This is a genomic window from Streptomyces sp. NPDC003038, from assembly GCF_040611115.1.
Lineage (GTDB): Bacteria > Actinomycetota > Actinomycetes > Streptomycetales > Streptomycetaceae > Streptomyces.
On the sequence record NZ_JBEXNN010000005.1, the window covers coordinates 209,873 to 233,475 of the forward strand.

The following is a 23,603-nucleotide window of genomic DNA, read 5'->3' on the forward strand; positions in this document are numbered from 1 at the left end:
CCCCGGCCCAGCCGGCCCGGCTCCGCGCCGCTCAGCTCGGATCCGCCGCCCGCGCCGCCGTCGCGATCTCCTCCAGCACCTTCGCCGGCTGTCCGCCCGGCTGCACGGTCTTGCCGATGTTCTGCTTGATGTTCTCGCTCACGCCCGCCCAGGACTTCTTGCCGACGGGGTACAGCCGGGCGCTCGGCAGCGCCGCCAGGAAGGTCTTCAGCTGCGGCGCGGCGCCGCCCGCGCCGCCCGCACCGGCCTCCATCGCCCGGTAACCGCTGGTCGTGGCGGGCAGCAGGTCGTACATGGTCGTGAAGGCCGTCACGTTCTTCGGCTCGTACAGGTAGTCCAGGAACTTCCCGGACTCCGTCTTGTGCCCGTTCTTGAAGGCCATCACCCAGTCCGCGACGCCCATCGCCGAGTGGTCGGTCCCGTCGGCCGTCGGCATGGTGACCATGCCGAACTTCACTCCCTTGGCACCGGCCTGCTTCAGCAGCGTCGGGTGCCCGTTGAGCATGCCGACCTCGCCCCGCGTGAAGGCTTCGAAGGCGGCCTGCCGGTCCAGCTTGCCCGGCTCGACCGGTCCGGTCAGCCCCTGGCCGACCATCTTGTCGCGCAGGAACTCCAGCGTCTTGACGTTCTCGACGGAGTCGATGGAGTACGCCTCTTCGTCGTCGGTGTAGCCGCCACCGCCCGAGAGCATCCACATCATCGTCTCGGCCTGCGCCTCCTCACGGCCCAGCGGCAGCGCGAAGGGTGTCGGCACGCCCGCGCCCTTGAGCTTCTTCGCGGCGGCTTCCAGCTCCGCCCAGCTCTTGGGCTGCCAGCCGTTCTTGGCGTCCTTGGGGAGGACGCCCGCGTCGCCCAGCAGCTTCTCGTTGTAGAAGAGCAGCCGCGTGCTGGCCACGAAGGGCAGCCCGTACTGGATCCGCCCGACCTTGCCCGCGTCCGCGAGCGGCCCGAGGAAGTCGGCCTCGGTTTTCACGGAGAGCAGCTCGGCCGCGGTGTAGAGCTTGCCGGCGGCCGCGTAGTCGGCGTAGGCGCCGATCTGCGCGATGTCGGGCGCCTTGCCGGCCTTGACCATCTCGGCGACCTTGGCGTCGACCTCCGACCAGGAGTAGACGCTCACCTCGACCTTGATCCCGGGGTGGTTCTTCTGGAAGCCGTCGGCGAGGCCCTTCCAGTAGACCGTCGAGGAGTTCTGCGGATTGTCCCCGTAGTCGGCCGCCACGACCCGCAGGGTCACCTCGTTGTCCTCGGTGAGTCCGCCGAGGGCTCCGCAGCCCGTCAGCGTCACGGCTGTCAGGCACAGTGCGGCGCCGGACGCGGCCAGGCTCAGGTAACGGCCCTTCACAGTTCTCGTTCCACCCCTTGTTGTACGTACGATCCACGTAAGGTCTACACCACTTTGGCGGCTCGTTCACCTCGGGATCCGTTCGGGATCCGCTCCGTGTCCGGTTCGTATCCGGAGCGGGGTCCCGATTTTGTATGGCCACTCAACAATCCCTCTCAATGGACTAGACCTTTGCCCGCCGAGCACGCGAGACTGTTCCTGTGAAACCCGTGAAACACGTCATCGCCCTCGATGTGGGCGGCACCGGGATGAAGGCCGCCCTCGTCGCCGCCGACGGCACCCTGCTCCACGAGGCGCGCCGCGCCACCGGACGCGAGCGGGGCCCCGAAGCCGTCGTCGAGACGATCCTGGCCTTCGCCGCCGAGCTCCTCGTCCTGGGCCGCGAGCGCTTCGGTGAAGCCGCCTCGGCCGCCGGCGTCGCCGTCCCCGGCATCGTCGACGCCTCGAACGGGATCGCCGTCTACGCGGCGAACCTCGGCTGGCGCGACGTCCCGATGCGCGACCTGCTCAGCGGACGCCTCGGCTCCCTCCCGGTCGCCCTGGGCCACGACGTCCGCACGGGCGGACTCGCCGAGGGCCGCATCGGCGCCGGCCGGGGCGCCGACCGCTTCCTCTTCGTCCCGCTCGGCACCGGCATCGCCGGAGCCATCGGCATCGGTGGCCGCATCGAGGCCGGCGCCCACGGCTACGCGGGCGAGATCGGCCACATCGTGGTCCGCCCCGGCGGCCCCGCGTGCGGCTGCGGCCAGCGCGGCTGCCTGGAGACCCTCGCCTCCGCCTCCGCCGTCAGCCGCGCCTGGGCGGCCGCCGCCGGGGACCCCGGGGCGGACGCCGCCGACTGCGCCGCGGCCGTCGCGTCGGGCGACCCCCGCGCCCGGAAGGTGTGGCTGGAGGCGGTCGGCGCACTCGCCGACGGGCTGGTCACCGCCATCACCCTGCTGGACCCGCGCACGCTGATCATCGGTGGCGGGCTGGCCGAGGCGGGAGAGACCTTGTTCACACCCCTACGGGCGGCCGTGGAGGAGCGCGTGACGTTCCAGCGGCTGCCCCACATCGTTCCGGCGGCCCTCGGGGACACCGCCGGATGCCTGGGCGCAGGGCTGCTCGCCTGGGACCTACTCGCCACGGAGGTACCTGCCTGATGTCCGGAAGCGCGCACAGCACTGTTCTCTCCGGCGCCAGGGTGGTGCTGCCCACCGGAACCGTGGCCAACGGCCGCGTCATCGTCGACGGCCGGCGCATCGCCGGCAGCGCCCACGAGGGCGCGCACGTCGTCGACCTGTCCGGGCACTGGATCGTCCCCGGCTTCGTGGACATGCACAATCACGGCGGCGGCGGCGCCTCCTTCACCTCCGGCACCGCCGAGGAGGTCCTCCAGGGCGTACGCACGCACCGCGCGCATGGGACCACCACCCTGATCGCCTCCACCGTCACCGGCGACCTGGACGAGCTGGCCCGGCGCGCCGGGCTGCTCGCCGAACTGACCCAGCAGGGCGAGATCGCGGGGATCCACTTCGAGGGGCCGTTCATCTCCCCCTGCCGCAAGGGCGCGCACAAGGAGGACCTGCTGCGCGACCCGGATCCGGCCGAGGTCCGCAAGCTGGTCGACGCCGCCCACGGCGCCGCCCGCATGTTCACCCTCGCCACCGAGCTGCCGGGCGGCCTGGACTCCGTACGGCTCCTGACCGAGCACGGCGTCATCGCCGCGATCGGCCACACGGACGCCACGTACGAGCAGACGCGCGCCGCCATCGACGCGGGCGCCACCGTGGCCACCCACCTCTTCAACGCGATGCCCGGCCTGGCCCACCGCGAGCCGGGCCCGATCGCCGCGCTGCTGGAGGACGAGCGGATCACCGTCGAGCTGATCAACGACGGCACCCACCTGCACCCGGCGGCGCTGGAGCTGGCCTTCCACCACGCGGGCGCGCACCGCGTGGCGCTGATCACCGACGCCATGGACGCGGCCGGCTTCGGCGACGGGACCTACCACCTCGGCCTGCTGGAGGTCGAGGTCAAGCAGGGCGTGGCCCGGCTCGTCGAGGGCGGCTCGATCGCCGGTTCCACCCTCACCCTGGACACCGCCTTCAAGCGTTCGGTCACCCTCGACAAGCTGCCGGTGGAGTCCGTGGTCCAGGCGATCTCCGCCAACCCGGCCAAGCTGATCGGCCTGTACGACGAGATCGGCTCGCTGGAGCCGGGCAAGTACGCGGACCTGGTCGTCCTCGACGCCGAGTTCGACGTCAGGGGCGTCATGCGCCGCGGCGAATGGGTCGTCAGCCCCGCCGCTGTCACGGCCGCCTGACGGCCAAGCGGCTGTACGTGACGAAGCGGTCGGCCCAGGACACTGGGCCGGCCGCGCTGCGTTTGGCATGATCCCGGCAGCAAGAGACCGGGGGTGCCCATGATCCTGACCGTGACGCTCAACACCGCGCTCGACGTCACCTACCGCGTGCCGCGGCTGCTCCCGCACGCCTCGCACCGGGTCACCGGCGTCACCGAACGCCCCGGCGGCAAGGGGATCAACGTCGCCCGCGTGCTGGCCGCGCTCGGCCACGAGGTGACGGCGACGGGCTTCGCGGGCGGCCCGGTCGGCTCCGTCGTACGGGACCTGCTGGCGCGGTCCCCCGGGGTGGTGGACGCCCTGGTCCCCTGTGCGGGCACCACCCGCCGCACCCTGGCCGTCGCCGACGAGGCCTCGGGCGACACCACGCAGTTCAACGAGCCGGGCCCGCTGATCACCACTGCGGAATGGACGCGGTTCCTCTCCCGGTACGAGGCCCTGGTGGCCGGCGCCCGCGCGGTGGCCCTGTGCGGCAGCCTCCCGCCGGGCGTGCCGGTGGGCGCGTACGCCGTGCTCGTACGGTCGGCCCGCGCGGCCGGGGTCCCCGTCCTCCTGGACACCAGCGGCGAGGCCCTGCGCCGCGGGATCGCCGCCCGGCCCGAGATGATCAAGCCGAACGCCGCCGAGCTGGCCGAGCTCACCGGCTCCCGCGACCCGCTCCCCGCCACCCGCGACGCCCGCCGCCGGGGCGCCCACGCCGTGGTCACCTCACTCGGCCCGGACGGGCTGCTGGCCGCCACCGCCGAGGGCACCTGGCAGGCGGCCCCGCCGCGCGCCCTGTCCGGCAACCCCACCGGAGCCGGGGACTCCGCCGTCGCCGGACTCCTGTCCGCCCTCACGGAGGGCCTGGACTGGCCGGACCGCCTGATCCGCGCGGTCGCCCTCTCGGCGGCCACGGTCCGCGCCGCTGCGGCGGGAGAGTTCGACCCCCGCACCTACGACGAGGTACGGGGGTCGGTGAAGGTGACGGCGAGCTAGCCCGTTGCACTACCAGGGCCTGGCGGTGGGTTGGCTCAGCCCTGTTCCAGCCAGAGCTGGTCGAGGTTGACCTCGCACTGGTTGCCGGCCTCGCACGAGATCCTGATCGTGTTCGAGCCCTGCTTGAGCTGGACGATCGAGTACGTGTTGGTCCAGCCCTTGGCCCAGTCGCCCTCGGCGGCCTTCGAGAAGTTCTTCATGTTGATCGGCCGGGTCTGCGCCTCGCCGTTGACGGTCAGCGTGGTGCTGGCATCCTTGCCGGGCACCCCGTAGGTCATCTTCAGCTTGTACGAGCCCGCCTTGGGGACGTCGAGGGTCCAGGTCGCCGCCGCGCCGACCGCGCTCAGACCGCCCACGTACTGGCCACCGGCGCTCTTCGCACCCGGCACCGTGTTCTGCAAGACGGCACCGCCCGTGAGGGACATGCCGGCCCCCGCGAAGTCCGCCTTCGGCAGCTGGACCTCCGGCGGCTTCGGGGAGCCGCTCGGGGGCGGGCTGGACTGGGTCTGCGGGGGCGCCGACTGGTTCTGGCCGCCGTTCGCGGAGTCGCCGCCCTTGTCCTCGCCCTTGCCGCCGAAGGCCAGCGCCGCACCGATCCCGATCACGACCGCGGCGACCACCGCGACGGCCGCGATGAGCATGCCCTTGCGGCTGGACCCGCCGCCACCGCCGTGGCTCGGCGGCACGATCTGCTGGGTGTACGACTGCGGGGACTGCTGCTGCGGCGGGACACCGTAGCCGCCCGCCTGGATCGCCTCGGGGGACTGGTACTGCGCCTGGTAGGGCGGCTGCTGCTGCGGAACCGGGCCGCGCTGGCCGCCGTACGTCCGCTCACCGACCGTACGCACCTGGTTGTACGAGGTACGGGGGACGCCGGGCTGCGCGCCGGGCTGACCACCGCCCGTCGGACCGGGGTAGCCATATCCACCGCCCGGAGGCGGGGTGGCTCCGGCGGCCTGGCCGTCCGCGTAGAGATAGCCGAACGGATCGTCGTCCTCGGGCTTGCTCGCCCCACCGTGCGGGCCGTTGTTCGCGGGCGTCGTCATCGCAGGTCACTCCTTTCGACCCACGGGAGCCTACCCCGAACACATGCGCCCCCGGACGGCCGATCAGCTCAGCCGGCCCGGCGGTGCGCCTTGGAGCGGGACCTTTTCTCGATATACATGCGCTGGTCGGCGGAGCGCAACACCTCGTCCGCCGACATGCCGCAACTCGCCCAGCCGATGCCGAAACTGGCCCCGACGCGCACCGCGCGGCCGTCCACGCGGATCGGCGGGATGATCGCGTTGCGCAGCCGGACCGCGAGGTCGGCGGCGTCCGCCGCACCCAGCCCGTCGGCCAGGACGACGAATTCGTCACCACCCAGCCGAGCGACGGTGTCACCGTCCCTGACGCCGGTCGTCAGGCGCCGGGCCACCTCGATCAGGACCGCGTCACCGGTGTGGTGGCCGAAGCGGTCGTTGATCGACTTGAAGCCGTCGAGGTCGCAGAAGAGCACCGCGAGCCCCTTGGTCCCGTCGTCGATCTCCGTCGAGGGCGCCACCGTGTGCACGTGGTGGTCGTACGGCCCGTCCGCCTGAGCGGGCACCGCTCCGGGGTACTCGAAGGAGTCGGACCCCGCGAATCGGTTCGCGCCGTCGGGCTGAAAGCCGTGCTCACCGGCACCACCCGCCTCGGCCCGCACCTCGTGTCCCGCGTAGTCCCCGTAGCCCGGGTAACCGGGGTAACCCGCCTGGACCGGCTGACCGGTATGGCCCGGCGGCCCGGAATACCCCTGCTGCCCAGCATGGCCCGGCTGCTGCACCACCTGCCCCGCCTGGCCCTCGTAGGCCGCGTCCAGGGCCTCCACCGCGGTGGCGCGTACGGACTGCGGTCTGCGGCACAGCCGCGCGCCCAGCCGGGACCGCAGCTCGGCGCTGTTGGGGAGGCCGGTCAGCGAGTCGTGGCTGGCCCGGTGCGCGAGCTGGAGCTCGTGGCGCTTGCGCTCCTCGATGTCCTCGACGTGCGTCAGCAGGAACCGCGGCCCGTCGGCGGCGTCCGCGACCACGGAATTGCGCAGCGAGACCCATACATACGTGCCGTCGCGGCGGCCGAGGCGCAGCTCGGCGCGGCCGCCCTCGGCCGAGGTGCGCAGCAGGGTGCCGATGTCCTCGGGGTGGACCAGGTCGGAGAAGGAGTAGCGGCGCAGGACGGAGGCCGGGCGGCCGAGCAGCCGGCACAGCGCGTCGTTGGTCCGCAGGAGCCGGCCGTGCTGGTCCCCGCCCATCTCGGCGATGGCCATGCCGCTGGGCGCGTACTCGAAGGCCTGCCGGAACGACTCCTCACTGGCACGCAGCGCCTGCTGCTCGCGTTCCAGCCGGACCAGGGCGCGCTGCATGTTCGCGCGGAGCCTGGCATTGCTGATCGCAATCGCCGCCTGGAAGGCGTACATCTGGAGCGCTTCGCGCCCCCACGCGCCGGGTCGGCGCCCGTTTCGCGGCCTGTCCACCGAGATGACGCCCAGAAGTTCCCCGCCGGACGCGTGCATCGGGGCGTAGAGGCGGTCCTCGGGGTGCCACTCGTCCTCGAACCGCGGTTCGGGGCCTTCGGTGTGCCACTGGGGGACGTCGTCCTCCATGAGGACCCAGCCCTCGGTGTGCGGGATGAAGCGCAGCCCGTCCCAGTTCTCACCCATCGTCAGGCGGCGTTCCCAGGAGGGGCGGGAGCCGACGCGGCCGGTGATGAGGGCCTCGGCCGCGGGGTCGCCGGCGAAGGCGGCGACGACGAGATCACCGTCGGGGCGTACGAGGTTGACACAGGCGAGTTCGTAGCCGAGGCCCACGACGATGCCGTCCACGACGGTCTGCAGAGTGTCCGCCAGGCTCCTGGCCGTGTTGAGTTCGGCCACCACCTGGTGCAGCTGCCGCAGGGTCGCAAGACGGACGTACGGCTCCGACTCGGTCTCCATTGCTCGCTCTCCCCGAGACCTCGACAGCAACTCCAGGTGTGTCATCGGCGTTTCGTTGCGGTGTCCCGTCCACTGAATCACAGTGAGCTGTGCGGCAGGTACACAGGGTCAACAAATCTTGGCCTGTGTGACTTAAGTCACATGAGATGAATAACGGTACTCACCAGCCCCGCGAGACCTGGGAGCGCTCCCGGCCCTTTCCGGGGGCAAACGATAAGCGTGGCCTAGGTCCAGGGGTGGGGCGCGACTCGGACCAGCGCCCGATGTGCCCCCGCGGCCCGCGAGATTAGCGTTTCAGCGTGCCCGAGACGACCCCCGTAACCCACGCCCTCCACCGCACCCCCCATCCTGAGGGGGTGAGCAACGACGAGTTCCTGGCCGCGATGTCCCGGCTGGCGGCGGGCGTGTGCCTGATCACCGCACACGAGACGCCCCTGACGGCCGACGGCCCGCGCGGCGAGGACGCCGGCATGACGGCGACCGCCTTCATGTCCGTGTCCCTGGACCCGCCGCTGGTCGTGGTGAGCCTGCGCGAGGGCTCCCGGATGGACGACCTGCTCGCGGAGCAGCCGCTGTGGGGCGTTTCGATCCTCGCCGACCACCAGGTGCAGGTGGCGAGCCGCTTCTCGATGAAGGGCCGCATCAGCGACCGCCTGCTCTTCGCGGACCTCCCGTACGTCCGCGGCGAGGTCTCCGGCGCACCGCTGCTGACGGGCGCCCTCGCCACCCTCGAATGCCGTACGGAGAACCGCGTCGCGGCGGGCGATCACACCCTGGTCGTCGGCCGCGTACTGACGACCGCGCTGCCGGCCCCGGACGCACCGCCCCTGACGTACTTCCGGGGCCGGTACCGGCACCTGGGCCTGTAGGGCCGCGCGGGGGCGGCTGCGGAGATCGGGCGGGGGCCGGAGGGTGCGGGTTCCTGCGGGCGGGAGGGGCTCGGAGGGTGCGGGTTCCCGCGTGCGGGAGGCCTGCGGATCCGGGGGGGGCGGGTTCCCGCGTGCGGCAGGCCTGCGGATCCGGCCCGGCGGGCGGGGGCTACCAGTCCCGGCCGGTACGGCCCCGCTTGGTCTCGGCCCGGGCCTTCTTCTCCCGCAGCCGGCGCTCATTGATCCCCCGCGGGATCTTCGTCGCCCGACGCGGCTTCGGCGGCGGCGCCGTCGCCTCCGCGAGCAGCGAGGCCAGCCGGACCAGCGCCATCTCCCGGTTGCGGAACTGCGACCGGTGCTCGGAGGCCCGTACCGTCACCACCCCGTCCACCAGCCGGGTGGCGAGCCGCTCCAGCGCCCGCGCCTTCCACACCTCCGGCAGCGCGTTCGACGCCGCGAGGTCGAACAGCAGCTCCACCCGCGAGTCCGAGGTGTTCACGTGCTGCCCGCCCGGCCCGGAGGACCGCGAGAAACGCCAGGCGAGCTCGCCCTCGGGGAGCACGACCGAACCACGGATGACATAGGGACCAGGCATGCCTCTATGATCCGCTCCCGCCCCGACCTCGTCACCCGCATTTCACGCGGGAACCCGAGTGGCCCCTCCTCGCGTTAGACAATCAGCGGTAACTTGACCGCATCTCGTGGTCAGTACGTGCATGTTGTATGGGAAAGGGACATTCCGATGGCAGTAAGCCTGTCCAAGGGCGGCAACGTCTCGCTCACGAAGGAGGCCCCCGGCCTCACCGCCGTCACGGTCGGCCTCGGCTGGGACGTCCGTACGACGACCGGTGTCGACTTCGACCTCGACGCGTCCGCCATCGCGGTCAACCCGACGGGCAAGGTCGTCTCCGACGGACACTTCGTCTTCTTCAACAACAAGTCCACCCCGGACCAGACCATCGTCCACACCGGTGACAACCGCACCGGCGAGGGCGCGGGCGACGACGAGGCCATCAACGTCAACCTCGCCGGCCTGCCGGCCGACGTCGACAAGATCGTCTTCCCGGTCTCCATCTACGACGCCGAGGCCCGCAGCCAGAACTTCGGCCAGGTCCGCAACGCGTACATCCGCGTCGTGAACCAGGCGGGCGGCGGCGAGATCGCCCGCTACGACCTCTCCGAGGACGCGGCGACCGAGACCGCCATGGTCTTCGGCGAGCTCTACCGCAGCGGCGCCGAGTGGAAGTTCCGCGCGGTCGGCCAGGGCTACGCCTCCGGCCTCACCGGCATCGCCCAGGACTTCGGCGTCAACGTCTAAGTCAGGCTCTGGATCCACCTGTGGATCTGGCTCCGACTCCGACTCCAGCTCCGGCTCCGGCTCTGAGCTCCGGGGTCTGGTGAGTTCGGAGCGCCCCACCGGCGAAAACGGTGGTGAAGTCCCCTCCCGGCCGTCCGGGGAGGGGGCTTCGCTACCGTTCACCAGGTGATTCTCCAACCGCTCGTCCCCGTGGACGGCAACCTGCCCGGTCCGGTCCTCACCGAGATCGCCGCCCTCTACGCGACGAACCACGCGTTCTTCGAACTCAGCGGCGACTTCCCCGCCCCGGACCGCATCACCGTCGAGCAGGTCGCGGCCGCCCTCGCCGACGAGCTCGCCCTGGACGGCGCCGAGGTCCTCCTCGCCCGTTCCGCAGGCCGGCTCGTCGGCCTGGCCACCACCCTGGCCCACCACCCCGACCCGGCCTCCGGCGACCCCGACCCGTGGATCGGCCTGCTGCTCATCGACGCGACCGCGCACCGCGAGGGATACGGCCGGACCATGGCCCGCCTGGTCGAGGACCGGTTCCACGCCGCCGGACGGACGGGCGTACGCCTCGCCGTACTGGACGCCAACCCCGAGGCCCTGGCCTTCTGGCACTCCCAGGGCTATGCCGCCCTGCGCCACGCGGAGGACCGGGAGCGGGGCCGTCCGTGCACGGTGCTGCGCAAGACGCTCGAAGCAGCGCGGGCCGGTTAGCCGTAAGCCGAGAGCCGTGAGCCGAGAGCCCGGGCCTACGGGGCGGGCTTCGGGCGGCCCTGCCCGTACAGCCAGCCGTCCCAGACCTTCTTCAGGTCGTGCCCCGTCTTCTGGTCCGCGTAGGCGGTGAAGTCGGCCGTGGCGGCATTGCCGTGCCGGTGCTCGGCGGCCCAGCCGCGGAGCAGGGCGAAGAACCTGTCGTCGCCCACCTCCTGGCGGATCCGGTGCAGCACCATCGCACCGCGGAAGTAGACCGGATTCCCCGAGATGTGCTCGGGCCCGGGCGGCGCGGCGGGCGGGAAGGCGTCCCAGTCCGAGCCGGCGTTCGCGTCGACCTGGGTGTCACCCTCCAGGAACGCGTCGAACCTCTCCTGCGCGGTGGTCCCGCCGTGATCCTCGGCCCACAGCCACTCGGCGTACGTCGCGAAGCCCTCGTTGAGCCACATGTCCTTCCAGGACTTCGGCGACACCGAGTTGCCGAACCACTGGTGGGCGAGCTCGTGCAGCACGAGCTCCTCGTCGGGCGCGCCGGAGAAGACGGGCCTGGTCTGCGTCTCCAGCGCGTAGGGCAGGGTGCCGGCGGGCAGGACGATCGCGCCCGCCGTGCTGAAGGGGTACGGGCCGAACCTGCCGCTGCCCCACTCCACCATCTCCGGCAGCCGCGCGAGCGGACCCGCGCTCCCCGCCGCCTCGCCGGGTGCCACGGCGTTGTAGACCGGGATCCCCGATCCGGCGGTCCGTCCCGTCGTCACCCGGTACTCGCCGACGGCGGCGGTGGCCAGGTAGCTCGCCATCGGCTCCCGGCTGTGCCACGCGAACTCGGTCTGCCCGCCGTCCACTTCGGTACGCGAGCGCAACTCCCCGTTGGAGACGGCCTCGTAGCCGGACGGGACGGTGAGCGTGATGTCGTAGGCGGCCTTGTCGCTCGGGTGGTGGTTGCCGGGGAACCAGGCCATGGACCCGACCGGCTCGCCGACGCCGACCGCGCCGTCCTCGGTGGTGATCCAGCCCTCCTTGGAACCGTCCGCATCGGTGACAGTCCTGGGCCTGCCGCCGTATTCGACCTCCGTACGGAAGACCTCGCCCTTCTTCAGGTCCCCGGCCGGACGCACGGTCAGCTCGTTGCCGGAGCGGTTGTAGCGGGCCCCCGCCCCCTGCACCGTCACCCCCTCGACGCGCAGGCCGGTGAGGTCGAGGTTGAAGGAACTGAGCGTCTGCTCGGCGCGGGCGGTGATGACGGCCGTGCCGTTCAGCTCCCCGTCCGCGGGGTCGTAGGCGAGGTCCAGCTCGTAGTGGTCGACCTGGTAGCCCCCGTTGCCGGCCTTCGGGAAGTAGGGGTCGCGCAGCCCCGCCGCACCCGGCCGCCCCTGCACCGAGCCGCCCGTACACGCCGTGGTGACGGCGAGCAGGGCGGCAACGGCGGGGACGGCGAGGCGGTTGAGCACGCGGTGTTCCACGCGCTCGATCCTAAGCGGGGGTACGGGCCTGCCCGCCGGGATCAGTTGGCCAGCGCGTCGACGCCCGCCTTGGCGAACTTCTCGTCCAGGTCACCGCTCGGCGCGCCGGCGACACCGACGCCGGCGACCGGGGCGCCGTTGGCCTGCACCGGGGTGCCGCCGCCGAGGAAGAGGGTGCCCGGGATGTCCTTCAGGTTCGGGGTCTGGGCGAGGCGGCCCGCGAGCACCGAGGTCGGGGCGTTCCAGGACACGGCGGTGTAGGCCTTGCGCTGCGCCGACTCGTAGGACTGCGGACCGGCGCCGTCGCCGCGCAGGGTGACGATCGTGTTGCCGTTGCGGTCCACGACCGCGACCGTCACCTTCTGGTTCTCCTTCTCGGCGGCCTGGAGCGCGGCCTGGGCGGCCCGGGTGGCGGCGTCGACGGTGAGGTGGGTCGAGGTGGTGAAGTTCTTGTCGTCCGCCTTCTTCGCGGCGACCGCGGGGGCGGCGGCCGGGGCGGGGCTGGCGCTGGCGCTGACGGCGCCGAAGGTCCCGGCGCCGAGCGCGACGGCGAGGGCGGTACCGGTGAGAACGCGGGTGCGGGTGTTCATCTCTGCTCCTGAGTACGGTGGCGGCATCGGGACGGTCCGGCCGGGCCGGCTCCTCCACTGCTCCAAGCCTGTGCCCGGACCCCCGGCCGACTGGTCCCCGTACCGGCTCGCCCCGGCCAGCGCAGCGGTTGACCCCGGGGTCATCCGATCGGCCGATGCGCCTGCCGTTCCCCACCGGCTTGGCTGACCCCCACCCCACCCCACCCCACCCCACCCCGCCCCGCAGCCCCACAGGACCGCCGACCCAAGCCCCGACCGGCGGGCGCGCACCCACCACGACACCGCCCCGCGCCCCCGCCCCAGGAACCCCGCCCCGCGCCGCAGGCACACGGCAGGATGGGGGTACGTACCACCCACTCCAGGAGCACCCCGTGAGCCATCCCCCGCGGCTGCACCCGTCGACCGATCCCGACACCCGCGCCCTGGCCACCGTCATGCACACGGCGTTCTTCCTGCTCCTGGGCGCCTCGGTGGCCCGCTTCCTCCTCCGGCACCCCGGCGAACCCCGCACCCCGTGGGTCATCGCCCTGAGCATCGCCCTGGCCCTGCTGTACGTCCTCGGCCCCGCCGTGGGCGCCCGGCAGCCCCGCCCCACGCAGCGGCCCGGCACGACGGGCCGGCCGCGCCCCCCGGCGGCGGCGCAGCCCACCGGCCGACTTGTCTGGCTCGGCCTGATCGTCGCCACCTGGGTGGTGCTGGTCGTCCTCGCGCCGAGCTTCGCCTGGTGCGCGGTCCCCCTCTTCTTCACCGCCCTGCGCACCCTCCCCGCACGCGCCGCGATCGTCCTCGTCGCCCTGCTCACCGCCTTCGTCGTGACGGCCCAGCTCCAGCTCGCCACCGCCTTCGACCCGAACCTCCTGCTGGCCCCGCCCGCCGTCGCGGCCCTCGCCACGGCCGTCTTCGTCCACATGGAACGCCAGGCGCAGGCCCAGCAGTCGCTGATCGACGACCTGATCCGGACGCGCCGGGAGCTGGCCGCCACCGAGCGCCGCGAAGGCACCCTCGCCGAACGGCAACGGCTGTCCATGGAGATCCACGACACCCTCGCCCAGAACCTGTCCAGCCAGCGGATGCTGCTCCAGGCGGCGGACCGTACCTGGGACACCGACCCGGAGACCGCCCGCGCGCACGTCCGTACCGCCACCGGCATCGCCGCACGCGGCCTCGCCGAGGCGCGACGGCTCGTACACGACCTGGCGCCGCCGGAACTCGCCGACGGTGCCGGTCTCGCCGACGCCCTGCGCGCCCTGGACGCCGGCCCGGACATCGACGTCCGCTTCCACCTCGAAGGCACCCCCGCCCCGCTTCCGGACCGCATCCAGTCGGCCCTGCTGCGCATAGCGCAGGGCGCGCTGGCCAACGTCCGCGAACACTCCGGCGCCCGTACGGCCGCCCTCACCCTGAGCTTCCTGGGCGACCAGGTGGTCCTGGACATCGCCGACGACGGCCACGGCTTCCCCGAGCCCCGTCCCGGCTCCGCCACGACCAACGGCACCGGAACCGGAACGCGAACCGGCACCGGCACCGAAACCGGAACCGGAATCGGAATCGGCGCCCCGGCTTCCGCCGCCGACCCGAACCGCGGCCACGGCCTGCCGGCGATGCGCGCCCGCGTCCGCCAGCTCGGCGGCACCCTGACCATCGAATCAACGCCGGGCGAGGGCACAGTCCTCTCCGCGGCCATCCCCCTGGAGCCCACCGGATGACGACGATCCTCCTCTGCGACGACCACATCGTCGTCCGCGCCGGACTCCTGGCGCTGCTCGGCAGCGAGCCGGACATCGAAGTCCTCGGCGAGGCGGGCAGCGGCGAGGAGGCGGTGGCCCTGGCGGCCAAACTCCGGCCCGACGTGGTCCTGATGGACCTCCAGCTCGGCGAGGGCATCGACGGCGTCGAGGCAACCCGCCGCATCACGGCCCTTCCCGACCCCCCGCACGTCCTGGTCCTCACCACGTACGACACCGACGCGGACATCACCCGGGCGATCGGCGCGGGCGCGACGGGCTACCTCCTCAAGGCGGAACGTCCGGAGGAGCTCTTCGCCGCCATCCACTCGGCCGCCCAGGGCCGCACCACCCTCTCCCCACCGGTGGCCACCCGCGTGATGGCCCAGATGCGCGGCACGCGCCCCACCCTGACCGACCGCGAACTGGACATCCTCGGCCAGCTGGCCCGCGGCCTCGGCAACCGCGACATCGCCCGCGCCCTCTTCATCAGCGAAGCCACGGTCAAGACCCACCTGGGCCGCATCTACGACAAACTCGGCGTCGACACCCGCGCGGGCGCGGTCTCGGTCGCCAAGGAACAACGCCTCCTCCCCTGACCCCGCGCCGGGCCGAACCACGGAGTCCGGGGGAGACCGAGCGCGGACGGCCTACCACCCCGGCGCCCCCCGACCCCGTCAACCCCCGCCGAATCCCGGCCGGACTAGCCCACACCCCGGCACCGGCACCGCACCGCGCCCGGACCTCCAGCCACCCCGGCGCCCCGGCCCCCGATCAACCCCCGCCGAATGCCGGCCGGGCCGTTCCACCCCGGCACCGACACCACCCCACGCCCCGAACCTCCAGCCGCCCCGGCCGCCCGGCCCCGATCAACCCCCGCCGAATCCCGGCCGGACCGGCCCACACCCCACCGGCACCCGCCCCCCCGGCCGCCCGCGCCGCACCCACCGCCCCAGCCGTGACACCATCGGGTACGTGCTCGACATCGGCTACTCCCTCTCCCGGCGCTTCCCCGACCCCCCGCAGACCGACTACCGCTCCGCGGACGTCCACACCCTGCGCCACGACCTGTTCTGCGGGGACGTCTACCTCGCCGACACCCACGCCGACCGGGAAGTGTCCACAGCCTGGGGATGGGTGCCCGTACTGGACTTCGCCTGGGCGCTCTGCGACATCGTCGAGCAGCTCGACCAGGACCCCCGCCGCAGCCGATCCTCCAACCGCCAGTACGCCGAACTCGACTTCACCGAGTCCCCGGACCGCATGCTCTTCGAGCGTCGCTTCGGCTGGGTCGACGTCGAGGCCGACTGGATGCCCGCCGAGGAGGCCCCGCTGACCTTCAGCCACCGCCTGCTGCGCCGCGAGGCCCGCGATTTCCTGCACGACCTCATCGCCGACCTCATCGACATGCACGACGGCCTCGCCGACAACCCGGTGATCTGGACGCTCCAGGCCCGCTTCCCCCGCGTCCCGGCTTAGGCCCAGCTCCCCTCCCGGCGGGCCCGCGCCCCCTCGGTTCCCGCGGGGAGACGCCCTCGGGAACCCCACCTGCCCGTACCGCGTGCACCGCGCTCAACCGGCCCGATCCGAAAGGAACGGTCCAGCCCCCTGCGGGGTAGCCCCCTGAACAACGGGCCGTGCACCCCGACAGGCGACACCTCACGGACGGCCGACCGCGTCCCGGCCAACGCGGGCACCCACCGGCTCACGGACGGCCGACGCGTCCCGGCCAGCCCGCACCCACCGGCCCCGGCCGGCCCGGCGGCGGGCGGGGGAACCCACGGCAGGGGCTCCCGCTCCCCGCCCCCCGCCCCCCCCCGTGCCCCGGCGCCCCGGCGCCCCGGCTACGCCACCACCCGCACGCCCAGCTGCGCCGCCAGCGCCGGCGCCAGGTCGAACAGCTGCCCCGGGCTGATCACCGCCCCGGCCAGCGCATCCACCCCGCGCGCGATGCCCAGCTCCGCGGCCGCCCGTAGATCCACATCCACCATCCGGACCCCGCTGAAGTCCGCCCCCCTCAGCACGCAGTCCCGGAACTCCACCCGCTCCAGCACCGCACCCCCGAAGTCCGGCTCCACCAGCACGCATCCCTCGAAGACCACGTCCTTGAGCCGCGACTTCCGCAGGTTCAGATAGTCGATCTTGCCTCCGCGTACCCACACCCGCTCCAGCACCGCCCCGTGCAGCTGCACCCCGCCCAGCCGGGCGTCCACCAGCTCCACGTCCCGCAGCGACGCCCGGGACAGGTCGGTCCCCACCCCCCGGACCCCTTCCAGCACCGAGTCCAGGAACCGGGCCTTCGCCAGCCCCGTCTCATCCAGCGCGCAACGCCGCAGCGCGCAGTCCATGAACCGCGCCCCCGCACCCTCCTGCCCCACCAGGTCCAAGTCCGCGAACTCCAACCCGTCGTAGTCCCCGTCCGGCTCCAGCCCACCGCCCTCCCACACCGCGAGCTCCGGCAACCGCACGTCCGGCCGCCGCGCCGCCTTCACCGTCTCCTGCTGCTGCCGCCCTTTTCGCACCATTGCCCCATCCTGGCCCACAGCACTGACATGCCCCCTCTTGACCTCAAGTCCACTTCAGGTCACAGGCTGACCGCATGCGCGCCATCCGACTCCGCGCCTTCGGGCCCGCCGAGAACCTCTCCTACGAGCACACCCCCGACCCCGAACCGGCCCCCGGCCAGGTCCGCATCGCCGTCACCGCCGCCGGCGTCCCTCCTCGACACCACGCTGCGCCAGGGCATCCAGGGACCCGCACCGGCCCTCCCCGAACTCCCGGCCGTCCCGGGCCGCGAGGTCGCCGGCACCGTCGACGCCCTCGGACCCGGCACCGACCCCGCCTGGCTCGGCCGCCAGGCCGTCGTCCACCTCGGCTTCGCCTCCGGCGGCTACGCCGAGTACGCCATCGCCGACGCCGACCGCCTCCACCCCGTACCGCCCGGCCTCGAACCCGCCGAGGCGGTCGCCATGATCGGCACCGGCCGCACCACGCTCGGCATCCTCCAGTTCGCCGACCTCGGCCCGCAGTCCATCGCCCTCGTCCCCGCCGCCGCGGGGGGCATCGGCACCCTCCTCGTCCAGTACGCGACCCGCGCCGGCGCCACCGTCATCGCCCTCGCCGGCGGCCCCGCCAAGACCGCCCGGGCCGCCGCCAACGGCGCCCACCTCGCCCTCGACTACACCGTCCCCGACTGGCCCGACGCCGTACGCGCCCACCTCGACGCCCTCGGCCGGCCCGGCGCCACCGTCCTCTTCGACTCCGTCGGCGGCGCCACCGCCCGCGCCGCCCTCGACCTGCTCGCCCCCGGCGCGCGGCACCTCGTCTTCGGCTGGTCCGGCGGCCCCCTCGACCTCACCGACGCCGAACGCGCCGTCCTCATCGCCCGCTCCATCACCACCCGGAGCGTCCTCGGCCCGGCCATGCTCCAGCGCGTCGGCGCCCCCGACCCGCTGCACGTTCTGGAGACCCGCGCCCTCGCCGAAGCGGCCACCGGCCGCCTCCGCCCGGCCCTGACACGCTTCCCCCTCGCCGAAGCCGCCGCCGCCCACCACGCCCTGGAAACCCGCGCCACCACCGGCAAGGTCGTCCTGGAACCGTAGGAGCCCCCTCCGCGAACCAGGCCCCGGCCGCCCCACCTGACACCCCTAGGACCCCCCAGAAGAGTTCGTTCGGCCCCTCCGAACCACCGCTAACCGCCTTTCGGCTCACCGTTCGTCGCAACCAACTTGGCCCCCGTTCCTTCGCAAGCGCCGGGGAGCTGGGGGCCTTTTGCGTCGGTCCCGAGAATCATTGCGAATCACGCAGGACAGAGCGGCTGCACCCGTCCCATGCTGGTCGGAACTTGTCCGCTGGTGGGAGGGAACGGCAATGGCACGGCGACTCCGGTTCATCGGTACCAACTCCGGCAACGACGGTTGCCCGACCCTGTACGAGGACCTGGACTCCGGGGAGGTCCTGGTACAGGGCGACGCCGTGACCGACCCCCACGACGTGGCGCAGCTTCGGAACGTCAAGGATGGGGAGGGGTTCGTGGTCGTCCCGCGCGTGCTCCTGGCCGACTTCGCGCCCAGGGACGTGGAGAGGACGCCTGTGCTGATCAGCTTCGAGGAGTTCGCCGGGATGTTCCGGACCTTCGAGCACACGGCCTGGCGACTGGAGACCCGGCGTCGCTATCAGTCCGACGAGGAGACCGAAACGTACCGGCGGTTCGTCCGGGGCGAGGAAGCCGGCTGGGACCTGAACGACCCCTGGTGCGTGTCCCGGCGGGAACAGTCCGCCTTGGGCAAGCGCTTCGAGCGGGTCCGGATCGCTGACAATCCGCCCACCCCCGGCCAGCGCTACCTGCTCGACAACGCCCGCCGCAACAGCGCGGTGGGCGAGGACATCCGCAACCTGTGGCGCTCCGAAGCCGAACGGCTGCAACTCCCCGACGACGACTTCTGGCTCTTCGATTCCAGGGTCATCGCCCGGCTCCACTTCGATGACGACGACCGGATGACCGGCGTCGAACTGGTCACAGATCCTGTGGAGGTCACCCGCGCCTGCCAGGTCCGGGACGCCGCGTGGCATCACGCCGTTCCGTACGAGACTTTCGCGGACCAGGTGCCGTCCGCCGAGTGAGCACCGACTTCCAACAGGCGAGAGTTGCCCTCGGTGCGCGGCTGCGTGAGCTGCGCATCGATCGGCGGCTCACGGGCCGTCAGTTAGCGGTCCTGCTCGGCTGGCCCCAGTCCAAGATCAGCAAGTTGGAGACCGGCCGCCAGACCGCGACGGCGGACGATCTACTGGCGTGGGCGGACGGCACCGGTCATCCGGAGGCGGCGGAGGAGCTGATCACCCGGCTCCGGAGCCTGGAGTCCCGTTCCCGCGCATGGCGCAGACAGCTTGCCGCGGGCCACAAGCCCGTTCAGGACACGCTGACGGCCGAGTACGAACGCACGACGACGTTTCACGTCTGGCAGGGCTCCACGGTCGTGGGAATGCTCCAGACCGCCGAGTACGCCCGCCACGTCTTCACCCGCTATGCCGACCTTCACCAGTCCGTACGCGACACCGAGGAAGCCGTACGGGCCCGCGTGAAACGCCAGGAGATGCTGTACGAGCCGGGGCGCACGTTCCACATCGTGATGTGGGAGGCAGCGCTCCGGGCTCTCGTATGCCCTCCTCCCGTGCTGGCCGCCCAGCTGGACCGCCTGACGGGGGTCCTCGGGCTGGACACCGTCTCCCTGGGCATCGTCCCCTTCGGCGCGTCCCTCAAGATCCCCCCGGACAACGGGTTCTGGCTGTACGACGACCGCCTGGTGATCGCGGAGGACTGGCACGCGGAACTCTGGCTGGACGACGCGGACAGTGTCAGCGTCTACCGGAAGGTGTGGCAGTCCCTCTCCGATTCCGCGGTCTACGGTGCGGACGCCCACCGTGTGATTGCCCGCGCCAGGCGTGCTCTCGACACTGTCTGAGAATCCACCGGAAGATCGCGGACCGGTCCGAGAATCCCGGCGAATCGACCCCCACGGGGCCGGGCGCCCGGCCCTAGCGTCCCTCTCATGGACAGCTCGCACGAACTGGAGACAGTGACCCCGAGGACGGTCGTGGAATCGCTGCGCGAATCGCTGATGGCCGCCGCTGGAATCGTTCTCCCCTCACTGGGCATCGACCCGACACCGCCCCGGCCCGGGGCTGGTGAGGCTGGGCAGTGTCCGCCCCGACGTCGCCATGAAGCTGGCGCAGGTCGTGAGGTGGGGCAATCCATGACCACCCGCGACCGCCAAGGGAGCAGTGCGGAACCCGGCTGGGTGCGGTTCGAGGGCCCGGACCTGAGTCCCGCCAACGCCTTGAAATGGCGCCCGTGCGAGTGCGGCCGACCGGTCTGCCCTGAGTACCGCCCGGCCACATGCAGCCCCCAGGGGTTGACCGCCAAGGTGACCGAAACGAACCAGCGGAGTCAGGGGACGGCGCGGTGAGCACCCCACCGGAACCGCCGCCAGAGTCCTGGGACGACATAGCGGCCCAGCTCCATGACCTGCGGGAACGAGGCGAATGGGCCGCCCAGCTCTCGTGCCACCTGACTCCGGGGAATCCCCTTCTGGAGTTCCTGGCGGAGGCCGGAGAACGGCAGATGCAGGCCCGGCCAGAGGGTGCTCCCAGGGCCCTCACTCCAGGGTCCGACTGGCCCCAACCGACAGACTCCGCCCCGGTGGCCGGTCCACCGTTCAACCGGGGCGGCTCATGGCACCACTCATCCACCACGAGAAGGAGCAGATTCATGGGCGGACAGCACGGCGGAGGCACCGGCTCGGGGCAGGGCGGGAGCCAGCAGGACGACGGCCAGTCGGGCGCCGGGCACGGCGGAGGCGGCTCGGAAGGCCAGGACTCCGGGCACAGCGACACGAAGGGCAGCGGAACCAAGTGACCGAGCGCGCCACGACGGAGGCCAGCCCCCAAGGTCTGGCCTCCCGGCTCACGGATGCCGGGGCCCTGACCTCCGACTGGCTCCCCGCCTACCAGGTGGTGCCCAGGGAGGCGTTCGTCCCCGATGTGATCTGGCCCGGAGTCGGCCAGAGTGACGGCGGACCGGTGGCAAGCATCGACCGCCAGACCAACCCGGAGACGTGGTTCCGCGCGGTCTACTCGGATACGTCCCTGACCACCCAATGGGACGACGGAAACCACACGGGACCCGGCCGTGGCAGCGTCCCGACATGCAGCAACTCCCAGCCCTCCATGGTGTTCTCCATGCTGGCGGCCCTGGACGTCCAGCCGGACTCCAAGCTCCTGGAGGTGGGGACCGGCACGGGCTGGAACGCGGCTCTGCTGTCCGAACGGGTCGGGTCGGAGAACGTGGTCACCGTCGAGTTCGACCCGGAGAGCGCGGCCAGCGCCCTCGCTCGGCTGGATGCTGCGGGCTATAACCCGATGGCCGTCGTCGGGGACGGCTCCCAGGGCTGGCCGGCGTGCGCCCCGTACGACCGGGTCCTGATCACTGCCTCCCTCCGGGAGATCCCGACCGAGATCGTTCGGCAGACCCGGCCCGGCGGGATCATCGTCTCCCCGTACGCGACGGAGTACGGCGGGGAGGCCGTTGTCCGCCTCACCGTCCAGCGGGACGGAAGCGCGTCCGGCCCGTTCGTCGGCTCCTCCGCCTTCATGCGCCTCCGGCAGCAGCGCGCCTACCGCACGCACGTGAAGGAGTACCTGGGTGGGAAGCCCTGGCCCGCCGATGGCCGCCGGACGGTCACTTCCCTGTCCCCGGAGGACGTGGCCGGCTGGCTCCCCATGTTCGCCATAGGGCTCCAGACACAAGGGATGTTCCCGTACCCGGAGCGGTACGACGACGGGAGTTACACCCTGTGGCTCCGGGACACCCAGGTCACCTCTTGGGCGTCGGTGGACTTCGTCCCCGGCGGGGAGGAGTTCGCGGTCTACCAGTCCGGACCACGGGACCTCTGGGGCGAGGTCAGAGCGGCCTACGCCTGGTGGAACGACCAGGACCGTCCGGCGTTCGAGCGGTTCGGCCTCACTGTGAGCCCCGACGGCACCCCCTGGGCCTGGCTCGACTCCCCGGAGCACCCGGTCCCGGCCGTCGGATAGCCGGACCCAGCCCCCGCCGGGCGCCGCCTTCCCGCGGGCCCGGGCGGGCCCGCTGGCTACTGCTCCCCGGCCAGCTTGCGGAGCGCGTCGTCCGTCAGGCGGTTCACGGTCCACCCGTCCATTGGCACCGCTCCGACCGATCGATAGAAGTCGATGGCAGGCAGATTCCAGTCGAGCACCGACCACTCCAGCCGCTCGTACCCCCGCTCCACGCACATCCGCGCCAGCTCCGTCAGCAGCGCCTTCCCGTACCCGCCGCCGCGCACGCCCGGCCGTACGTACAGGTCCTCCAGGTAAATGCCGTGTACCCCGCGCCACGTCGAGAAGTTGAGGAACCAGATCGAGAAGCCGACGACCTCCCCGTCCGGCGTCTGCGCGATGTGCGCGAACGCCGCCGGCCGCTCCCCGAACAGCGCCTCACGCAGCTGCTCCTCGGTGGCACGCGCCTCATGCGGCGCCTTCTCGTACTCCGCGAGCTCGCGAATCATCGCGCGGATGACGGGGACATCGGTGACTTCAGCGCTACGGATCATGTCCGCAGCCTAAATCGCCCTCAGACCACCGAAGATCAGCGCCGATCACCGCTTCAGCAGCAGTTCCGCCACGGCCCACTGCTCCTCCCCCGTCTCCACCTCCCCGTCCTCCGCGTCCTCCGCGTCCTCGACGTCCCACAGGCAGTTCTGCAGCACCCGCCCGAGCGTCCACGCCCGCGCCCGCTCCCGATCCAGCCCCAGCACCTCCGTCAGCAGGTCGAACCGCCATCGCACCTCGTCCACACGGAAGTTGTTGACGAGCGCCGGCAGCAGCTCGAAGCCCGGATCGCCGCCCAGCGGCTTCGGATCGATCGCCAGCCACGGCTCCCGCCCACCCGCGAGCACGTTGTCGTAGTGCAGATCCCAGTGCAGCAGCCGGTCCCCCGGCTCCCCGGCGACCTCCGCCACCGCCGCCGCGCAGTCCCGCAACAGCCCCCGCGTCCGCCCGTCCGCCAACCGCCCCAGCGCATCCGGCACGGCGTCCAGCATCTCGGCGGCTATGTCCCCCAGCCCGCGCATCCCCGGCGGAGCCGCCACCGACGTCAGCCGCGCCAGCAGCTCGGCGATCACCCGCACCGCCTGCCGGGAGTCCCGCTGCGCCAGCACCGACAGGTGCCGCCCCTCATCGAGCCGCTCCAGCAACAGCGTGCCCGTGCCCTCATCGTGCTCCAGCAGCCGTACGCAGCCCTCCCCACCCCACGCGCGCAGCGCCGCCGGCTCCCCCGCGCTCTCCTCGTCCATCAGCTGCATCTTCAGCGCGGCCGCGCTCCCGTCGGCCCGCTCCACCGGCAGGACCAGAGCCGACCACCCGTGCATCCCCGGCCCGGTCCGCCGCAGCTCCCACCGCTCCAGGAACTCCGCCGCCCGCGCCGGCAGCGCCGCGATGAACTCCCGTCCCTCCTCTCCGTTGTTCTCGACCTGTGCCTCGACCAGCCCCTCGGGAATCTCGATGTCGACCATGCTCCGAGGCTAGGACGCGCGAGGACGACCGCGCCTCCCCCACGTGGGGGAACCCGCGGGTGAACCTCGCGACCACCGACCACCGACCACCGACCACCGACCACCGACTACGGACCACCGACCACCGACTACGGACCACCGACCACCGACCACGGACCGACGCGCCACCGGCATCCCCCGCGCCCCGCTCACACCGGTCATCCGGCCTACGAACAGGCAGCGACGCGCGACGGATCGCCCCTGGACACC

At 72.4% G+C, this 23,603-nt stretch carries 22 protein-coding genes and 1 pseudogene; 14 read left to right on the forward strand and 9 right to left on the reverse strand.

Going from position 1 to position 23,603, the window contains the following annotated elements:
• Positions 1-31: 31 nt before the first annotated feature.
• On the reverse strand, positions 32-1,342 hold the full coding sequence (locus ABZX75_RS09165) for an extracellular solute-binding protein (protein ID WP_355409440.1): 1,311 nt from the start codon (positions 1,340-1,342) through the stop codon (positions 32-34).
• Between the two features lie 209 nt (positions 1,343-1,551).
• Between ABZX75_RS09165 and ABZX75_RS09170 the strand changes: the two genes are divergently transcribed.
• The 3 genes from ABZX75_RS09170 to ABZX75_RS09180 all read left to right on the forward strand — a co-directional run bounded on the left by ABZX75_RS09170 (position 1,552) and on the right by ABZX75_RS09180 (position 4,664).
• Positions 1,552-2,484 carry an ROK family protein gene (locus ABZX75_RS09170; RefSeq protein ID WP_355409603.1) on the forward strand — a complete coding sequence of 311 codons (933 nt, stop codon included), beginning with the start codon at positions 1,552-1,554 and terminating at the stop codon, positions 2,482-2,484.
• Positions 2,484-3,647 carry an N-acetylglucosamine-6-phosphate deacetylase gene (gene nagA / locus ABZX75_RS09175; protein ID WP_355409442.1) on the forward strand — a complete coding sequence of 388 codons (1,164 nt, stop codon included), beginning with the start codon at positions 2,484-2,486 and terminating at the stop codon, positions 3,645-3,647. The genes ABZX75_RS09170 and nagA overlap by 1 nt, the downstream gene beginning before the upstream one ends.
• A gap of 99 nt (positions 3,648-3,746) precedes the next feature.
• Positions 3,747-4,664 carry a 1-phosphofructokinase family hexose kinase gene (locus ABZX75_RS09180; protein WP_355409444.1) on the forward strand — a complete coding sequence of 306 codons (918 nt, stop codon included), beginning with the start codon at positions 3,747-3,749 and terminating at the stop codon, positions 4,662-4,664.
• A gap of 35 nt (positions 4,665-4,699) precedes the next feature.
• On the opposite strand, the gene ABZX75_RS09185 is transcribed toward ABZX75_RS09180, so the two are convergent.
• Positions 4,700-5,710, reverse strand: coding sequence for a CBM35 domain-containing protein (locus ABZX75_RS09185; protein WP_355409446.1), 1,011 nt, complete (start codon positions 5,708-5,710; stop codon positions 4,700-4,702).
• A 68-nt stretch (positions 5,711-5,778) separates the two neighbouring features.
• Positions 5,779-7,611 (reverse strand): diguanylate cyclase CdgB, encoded by a 1,833-nt coding sequence (gene cdgB / locus ABZX75_RS09190; RefSeq protein ID WP_355409448.1) that lies wholly within the window; start codon positions 7,609-7,611, stop codon positions 5,779-5,781.
• 299 nt (positions 7,612-7,910) lie between these two features.
• On the opposite strand from cdgB, the gene ABZX75_RS09195 reads away from it, so the two are divergent.
• A complete protein-coding gene (locus ABZX75_RS09195; protein ID WP_355409450.1) occupies positions 7,911-8,480 on the forward strand; it encodes a flavin reductase family protein in 570 nt (189 codons plus the stop codon).
• Positions 8,481-8,649: 169 nt separating this feature from the next.
• On the opposite strand, the gene arfB is transcribed toward ABZX75_RS09195, so the two are convergent.
• Positions 8,650-9,075 carry an alternative ribosome rescue aminoacyl-tRNA hydrolase ArfB gene (arfB, locus tag ABZX75_RS09200; protein ID WP_355409452.1) on the reverse strand — a complete coding sequence of 142 codons (426 nt, stop codon included), beginning with the start codon at positions 9,073-9,075 and terminating at the stop codon, positions 8,650-8,652.
• Between the two features lie 147 nt (positions 9,076-9,222).
• On the opposite strand from arfB, the gene ABZX75_RS09205 reads away from it, so the two are divergent.
• Both ABZX75_RS09205 and ABZX75_RS09210 read left to right on the forward strand, forming a co-directional pair.
• Positions 9,223-9,798, forward strand: coding sequence for a TerD family protein (locus tag ABZX75_RS09205; RefSeq protein WP_355409454.1), 576 nt, complete (start codon positions 9,223-9,225; stop codon positions 9,796-9,798).
• Positions 9,799-9,963: 165 nt separating this feature from the next.
• Positions 9,964-10,497: a GNAT family N-acetyltransferase gene (locus ABZX75_RS09210; protein ID WP_355409456.1), complete on the forward strand. Its 534-nt coding sequence runs from the start codon at positions 9,964-9,966 to the stop codon at positions 10,495-10,497.
• 35 nt (positions 10,498-10,532) lie between these two features.
• Here ABZX75_RS09210 and ABZX75_RS09215 read toward each other — a convergent pair whose 3' ends face one another.
• Together ABZX75_RS09215 and ABZX75_RS09220 are read right to left on the reverse strand one after the other, a co-directional pair.
• On the reverse strand, positions 10,533-11,954 hold the full coding sequence (locus ABZX75_RS09215; RefSeq protein WP_355409458.1) for a M1 family metallopeptidase: 1,422 nt from the start codon (positions 11,952-11,954) through the stop codon (positions 10,533-10,535).
• A gap of 41 nt (positions 11,955-11,995) precedes the next feature.
• Positions 11,996-12,544 carry a heme-binding protein gene (locus ABZX75_RS09220; protein ID WP_355409460.1) on the reverse strand — a complete coding sequence of 183 codons (549 nt, stop codon included), beginning with the start codon at positions 12,542-12,544 and terminating at the stop codon, positions 11,996-11,998.
• Positions 12,545-12,978: 434 nt separating this feature from the next.
• Between ABZX75_RS09220 and ABZX75_RS09225 the strand changes: the two genes are divergently transcribed.
• From ABZX75_RS09225 to ABZX75_RS09235, 3 genes are all read left to right on the forward strand, one after another.
• Positions 12,979-14,250 carry a sensor histidine kinase gene (locus ABZX75_RS09225; RefSeq protein ID WP_355409604.1) on the forward strand — a complete coding sequence of 424 codons (1,272 nt, stop codon included), beginning with the start codon at positions 12,979-12,981 and terminating at the stop codon, positions 14,248-14,250.
• On the forward strand, positions 14,247-14,867 hold the full coding sequence (locus ABZX75_RS09230) for a response regulator transcription factor (protein WP_355409462.1): 621 nt from the start codon (positions 14,247-14,249) through the stop codon (positions 14,865-14,867). Before ABZX75_RS09225 ends, ABZX75_RS09230 begins: the two co-directional genes overlap by 4 nt.
• Before the next feature lie 376 nt (positions 14,868-15,243).
• Positions 15,244-15,747, forward strand: a complete 504-nt coding sequence (locus ABZX75_RS09235) for a hypothetical protein (protein WP_355409464.1) — start codon at positions 15,244-15,246, stop codon at positions 15,745-15,747.
• 365 nt (positions 15,748-16,112) lie between these two features.
• On the opposite strand, the gene ABZX75_RS09240 is transcribed toward ABZX75_RS09235, so the two are convergent.
• Positions 16,113-16,793, reverse strand: coding sequence for a pentapeptide repeat-containing protein (locus ABZX75_RS09240; protein WP_355409466.1), 681 nt, complete (start codon positions 16,791-16,793; stop codon positions 16,113-16,115).
• A gap of 74 nt (positions 16,794-16,867) precedes the next feature.
• Here ABZX75_RS09240 and ABZX75_RS09245 point away from each other — a divergent pair.
• The 5 genes and pseudogenes from ABZX75_RS09245 (at position 16,868) to ABZX75_RS09265 (ending at position 21,861) form a co-directional block, all read left to right on the forward strand.
• Positions 16,868-17,870: pseudogene (locus tag ABZX75_RS09245) on the forward strand (zinc-binding dehydrogenase).
• 268 nt (positions 17,871-18,138) lie between these two features.
• Positions 18,139-18,891 (forward strand): DUF6879 family protein, encoded by a 753-nt coding sequence (locus tag ABZX75_RS09250; RefSeq protein ID WP_355409468.1) that lies wholly within the window; start codon positions 18,139-18,141, stop codon positions 18,889-18,891.
• Positions 18,888-19,730, forward strand: coding sequence for a helix-turn-helix transcriptional regulator (locus ABZX75_RS09255; RefSeq protein ID WP_355409470.1), 843 nt, complete (start codon positions 18,888-18,890; stop codon positions 19,728-19,730). The genes ABZX75_RS09250 and ABZX75_RS09255 overlap by 4 nt, the downstream gene beginning before the upstream one ends.
• Positions 19,731-20,536: 806 nt before the next feature.
• Positions 20,537-20,683, forward strand: coding sequence for a hypothetical protein (locus ABZX75_RS09260; protein WP_190344470.1), 147 nt, complete (start codon positions 20,537-20,539; stop codon positions 20,681-20,683).
• Complete coding sequence (locus ABZX75_RS09265) at positions 20,680-21,861, forward strand: methyltransferase domain-containing protein (RefSeq protein ID WP_355409472.1); 1,182 nt, start codon at positions 20,680-20,682, stop codon at positions 21,859-21,861. The genes ABZX75_RS09260 and ABZX75_RS09265 overlap by 4 nt, the downstream gene beginning before the upstream one ends.
• Positions 21,862-21,917: 56 nt before the next feature.
• Here ABZX75_RS09265 and ABZX75_RS09270 read toward each other — a convergent pair whose 3' ends face one another.
• Together ABZX75_RS09270 and ABZX75_RS09275 are read right to left on the reverse strand one after the other, a co-directional pair.
• Complete coding sequence (locus tag ABZX75_RS09270) at positions 21,918-22,394, reverse strand: GNAT family N-acetyltransferase (protein WP_355409474.1); 477 nt, start codon at positions 22,392-22,394, stop codon at positions 21,918-21,920.
• 45 nt (positions 22,395-22,439) lie between these two features.
• On the reverse strand, positions 22,440-23,354 hold the full coding sequence (locus ABZX75_RS09275) for an aminoglycoside phosphotransferase family protein (protein ID WP_355409476.1): 915 nt from the start codon (positions 23,352-23,354) through the stop codon (positions 22,440-22,442).
• Between the last annotated feature and the right edge of the window lie 249 nt (positions 23,355-23,603).

Coding starts and splice junctions, on each gene's coding strand:
- arfB (WP_355409452.1), bottom strand. CDS start 9,075: ATGCCTGGTCCCTATGTCATCCGTGGTTCGGTCGTGCTCCCCGAGGGC.
- ABZX75_RS09185 (WP_355409446.1), bottom strand. CDS start 5,710: ATGACGACGCCCGCGAACAACGGCCCGCACGGTGGGGCGAGCAAGCCC.
- ABZX75_RS09225 (WP_355409604.1), top strand. CDS start 12,979: ATGCACACGGCGTTCTTCCTGCTCCTGGGCGCCTCGGTGGCCCGCTTC.
- ABZX75_RS09220 (WP_355409460.1), bottom strand. CDS start 12,544: ATGAACACCCGCACCCGCGTTCTCACCGGTACCGCCCTCGCCGTCGCG.
- ABZX75_RS09240 (WP_355409466.1), bottom strand. CDS start 16,793: ATGGTGCGAAAAGGGCGGCAGCAGCAGGAGACGGTGAAGGCGGCGCGG.
- ABZX75_RS09180 (WP_355409444.1), top strand. CDS start 3,747: ATGATCCTGACCGTGACGCTCAACACCGCGCTCGACGTCACCTACCGC.
- nagA (WP_355409442.1), top strand. CDS start 2,484: ATGTCCGGAAGCGCGCACAGCACTGTTCTCTCCGGCGCCAGGGTGGTG.
- ABZX75_RS09250 (WP_355409468.1), top strand. CDS start 18,139: ATGGCACGGCGACTCCGGTTCATCGGTACCAACTCCGGCAACGACGGT.
- ABZX75_RS09260 (WP_190344470.1), top strand. CDS start 20,537: ATGGGCGGACAGCACGGCGGAGGCACCGGCTCGGGGCAGGGCGGGAGC.
- ABZX75_RS09230 (WP_355409462.1), top strand. CDS start 14,247: ATGACGACGATCCTCCTCTGCGACGACCACATCGTCGTCCGCGCCGGA.
- ABZX75_RS09270 (WP_355409474.1), bottom strand. CDS start 22,394: ATGATCCGTAGCGCTGAAGTCACCGATGTCCCCGTCATCCGCGCGATG.
- ABZX75_RS09275 (WP_355409476.1), bottom strand. CDS start 23,354: ATGGTCGACATCGAGATTCCCGAGGGGCTGGTCGAGGCACAGGTCGAG.
- ABZX75_RS09205 (WP_355409454.1), top strand. CDS start 9,223: ATGGCAGTAAGCCTGTCCAAGGGCGGCAACGTCTCGCTCACGAAGGAG.
- cdgB (WP_355409448.1), bottom strand. CDS start 7,611: ATGGAGACCGAGTCGGAGCCGTACGTCCGTCTTGCGACCCTGCGGCAG.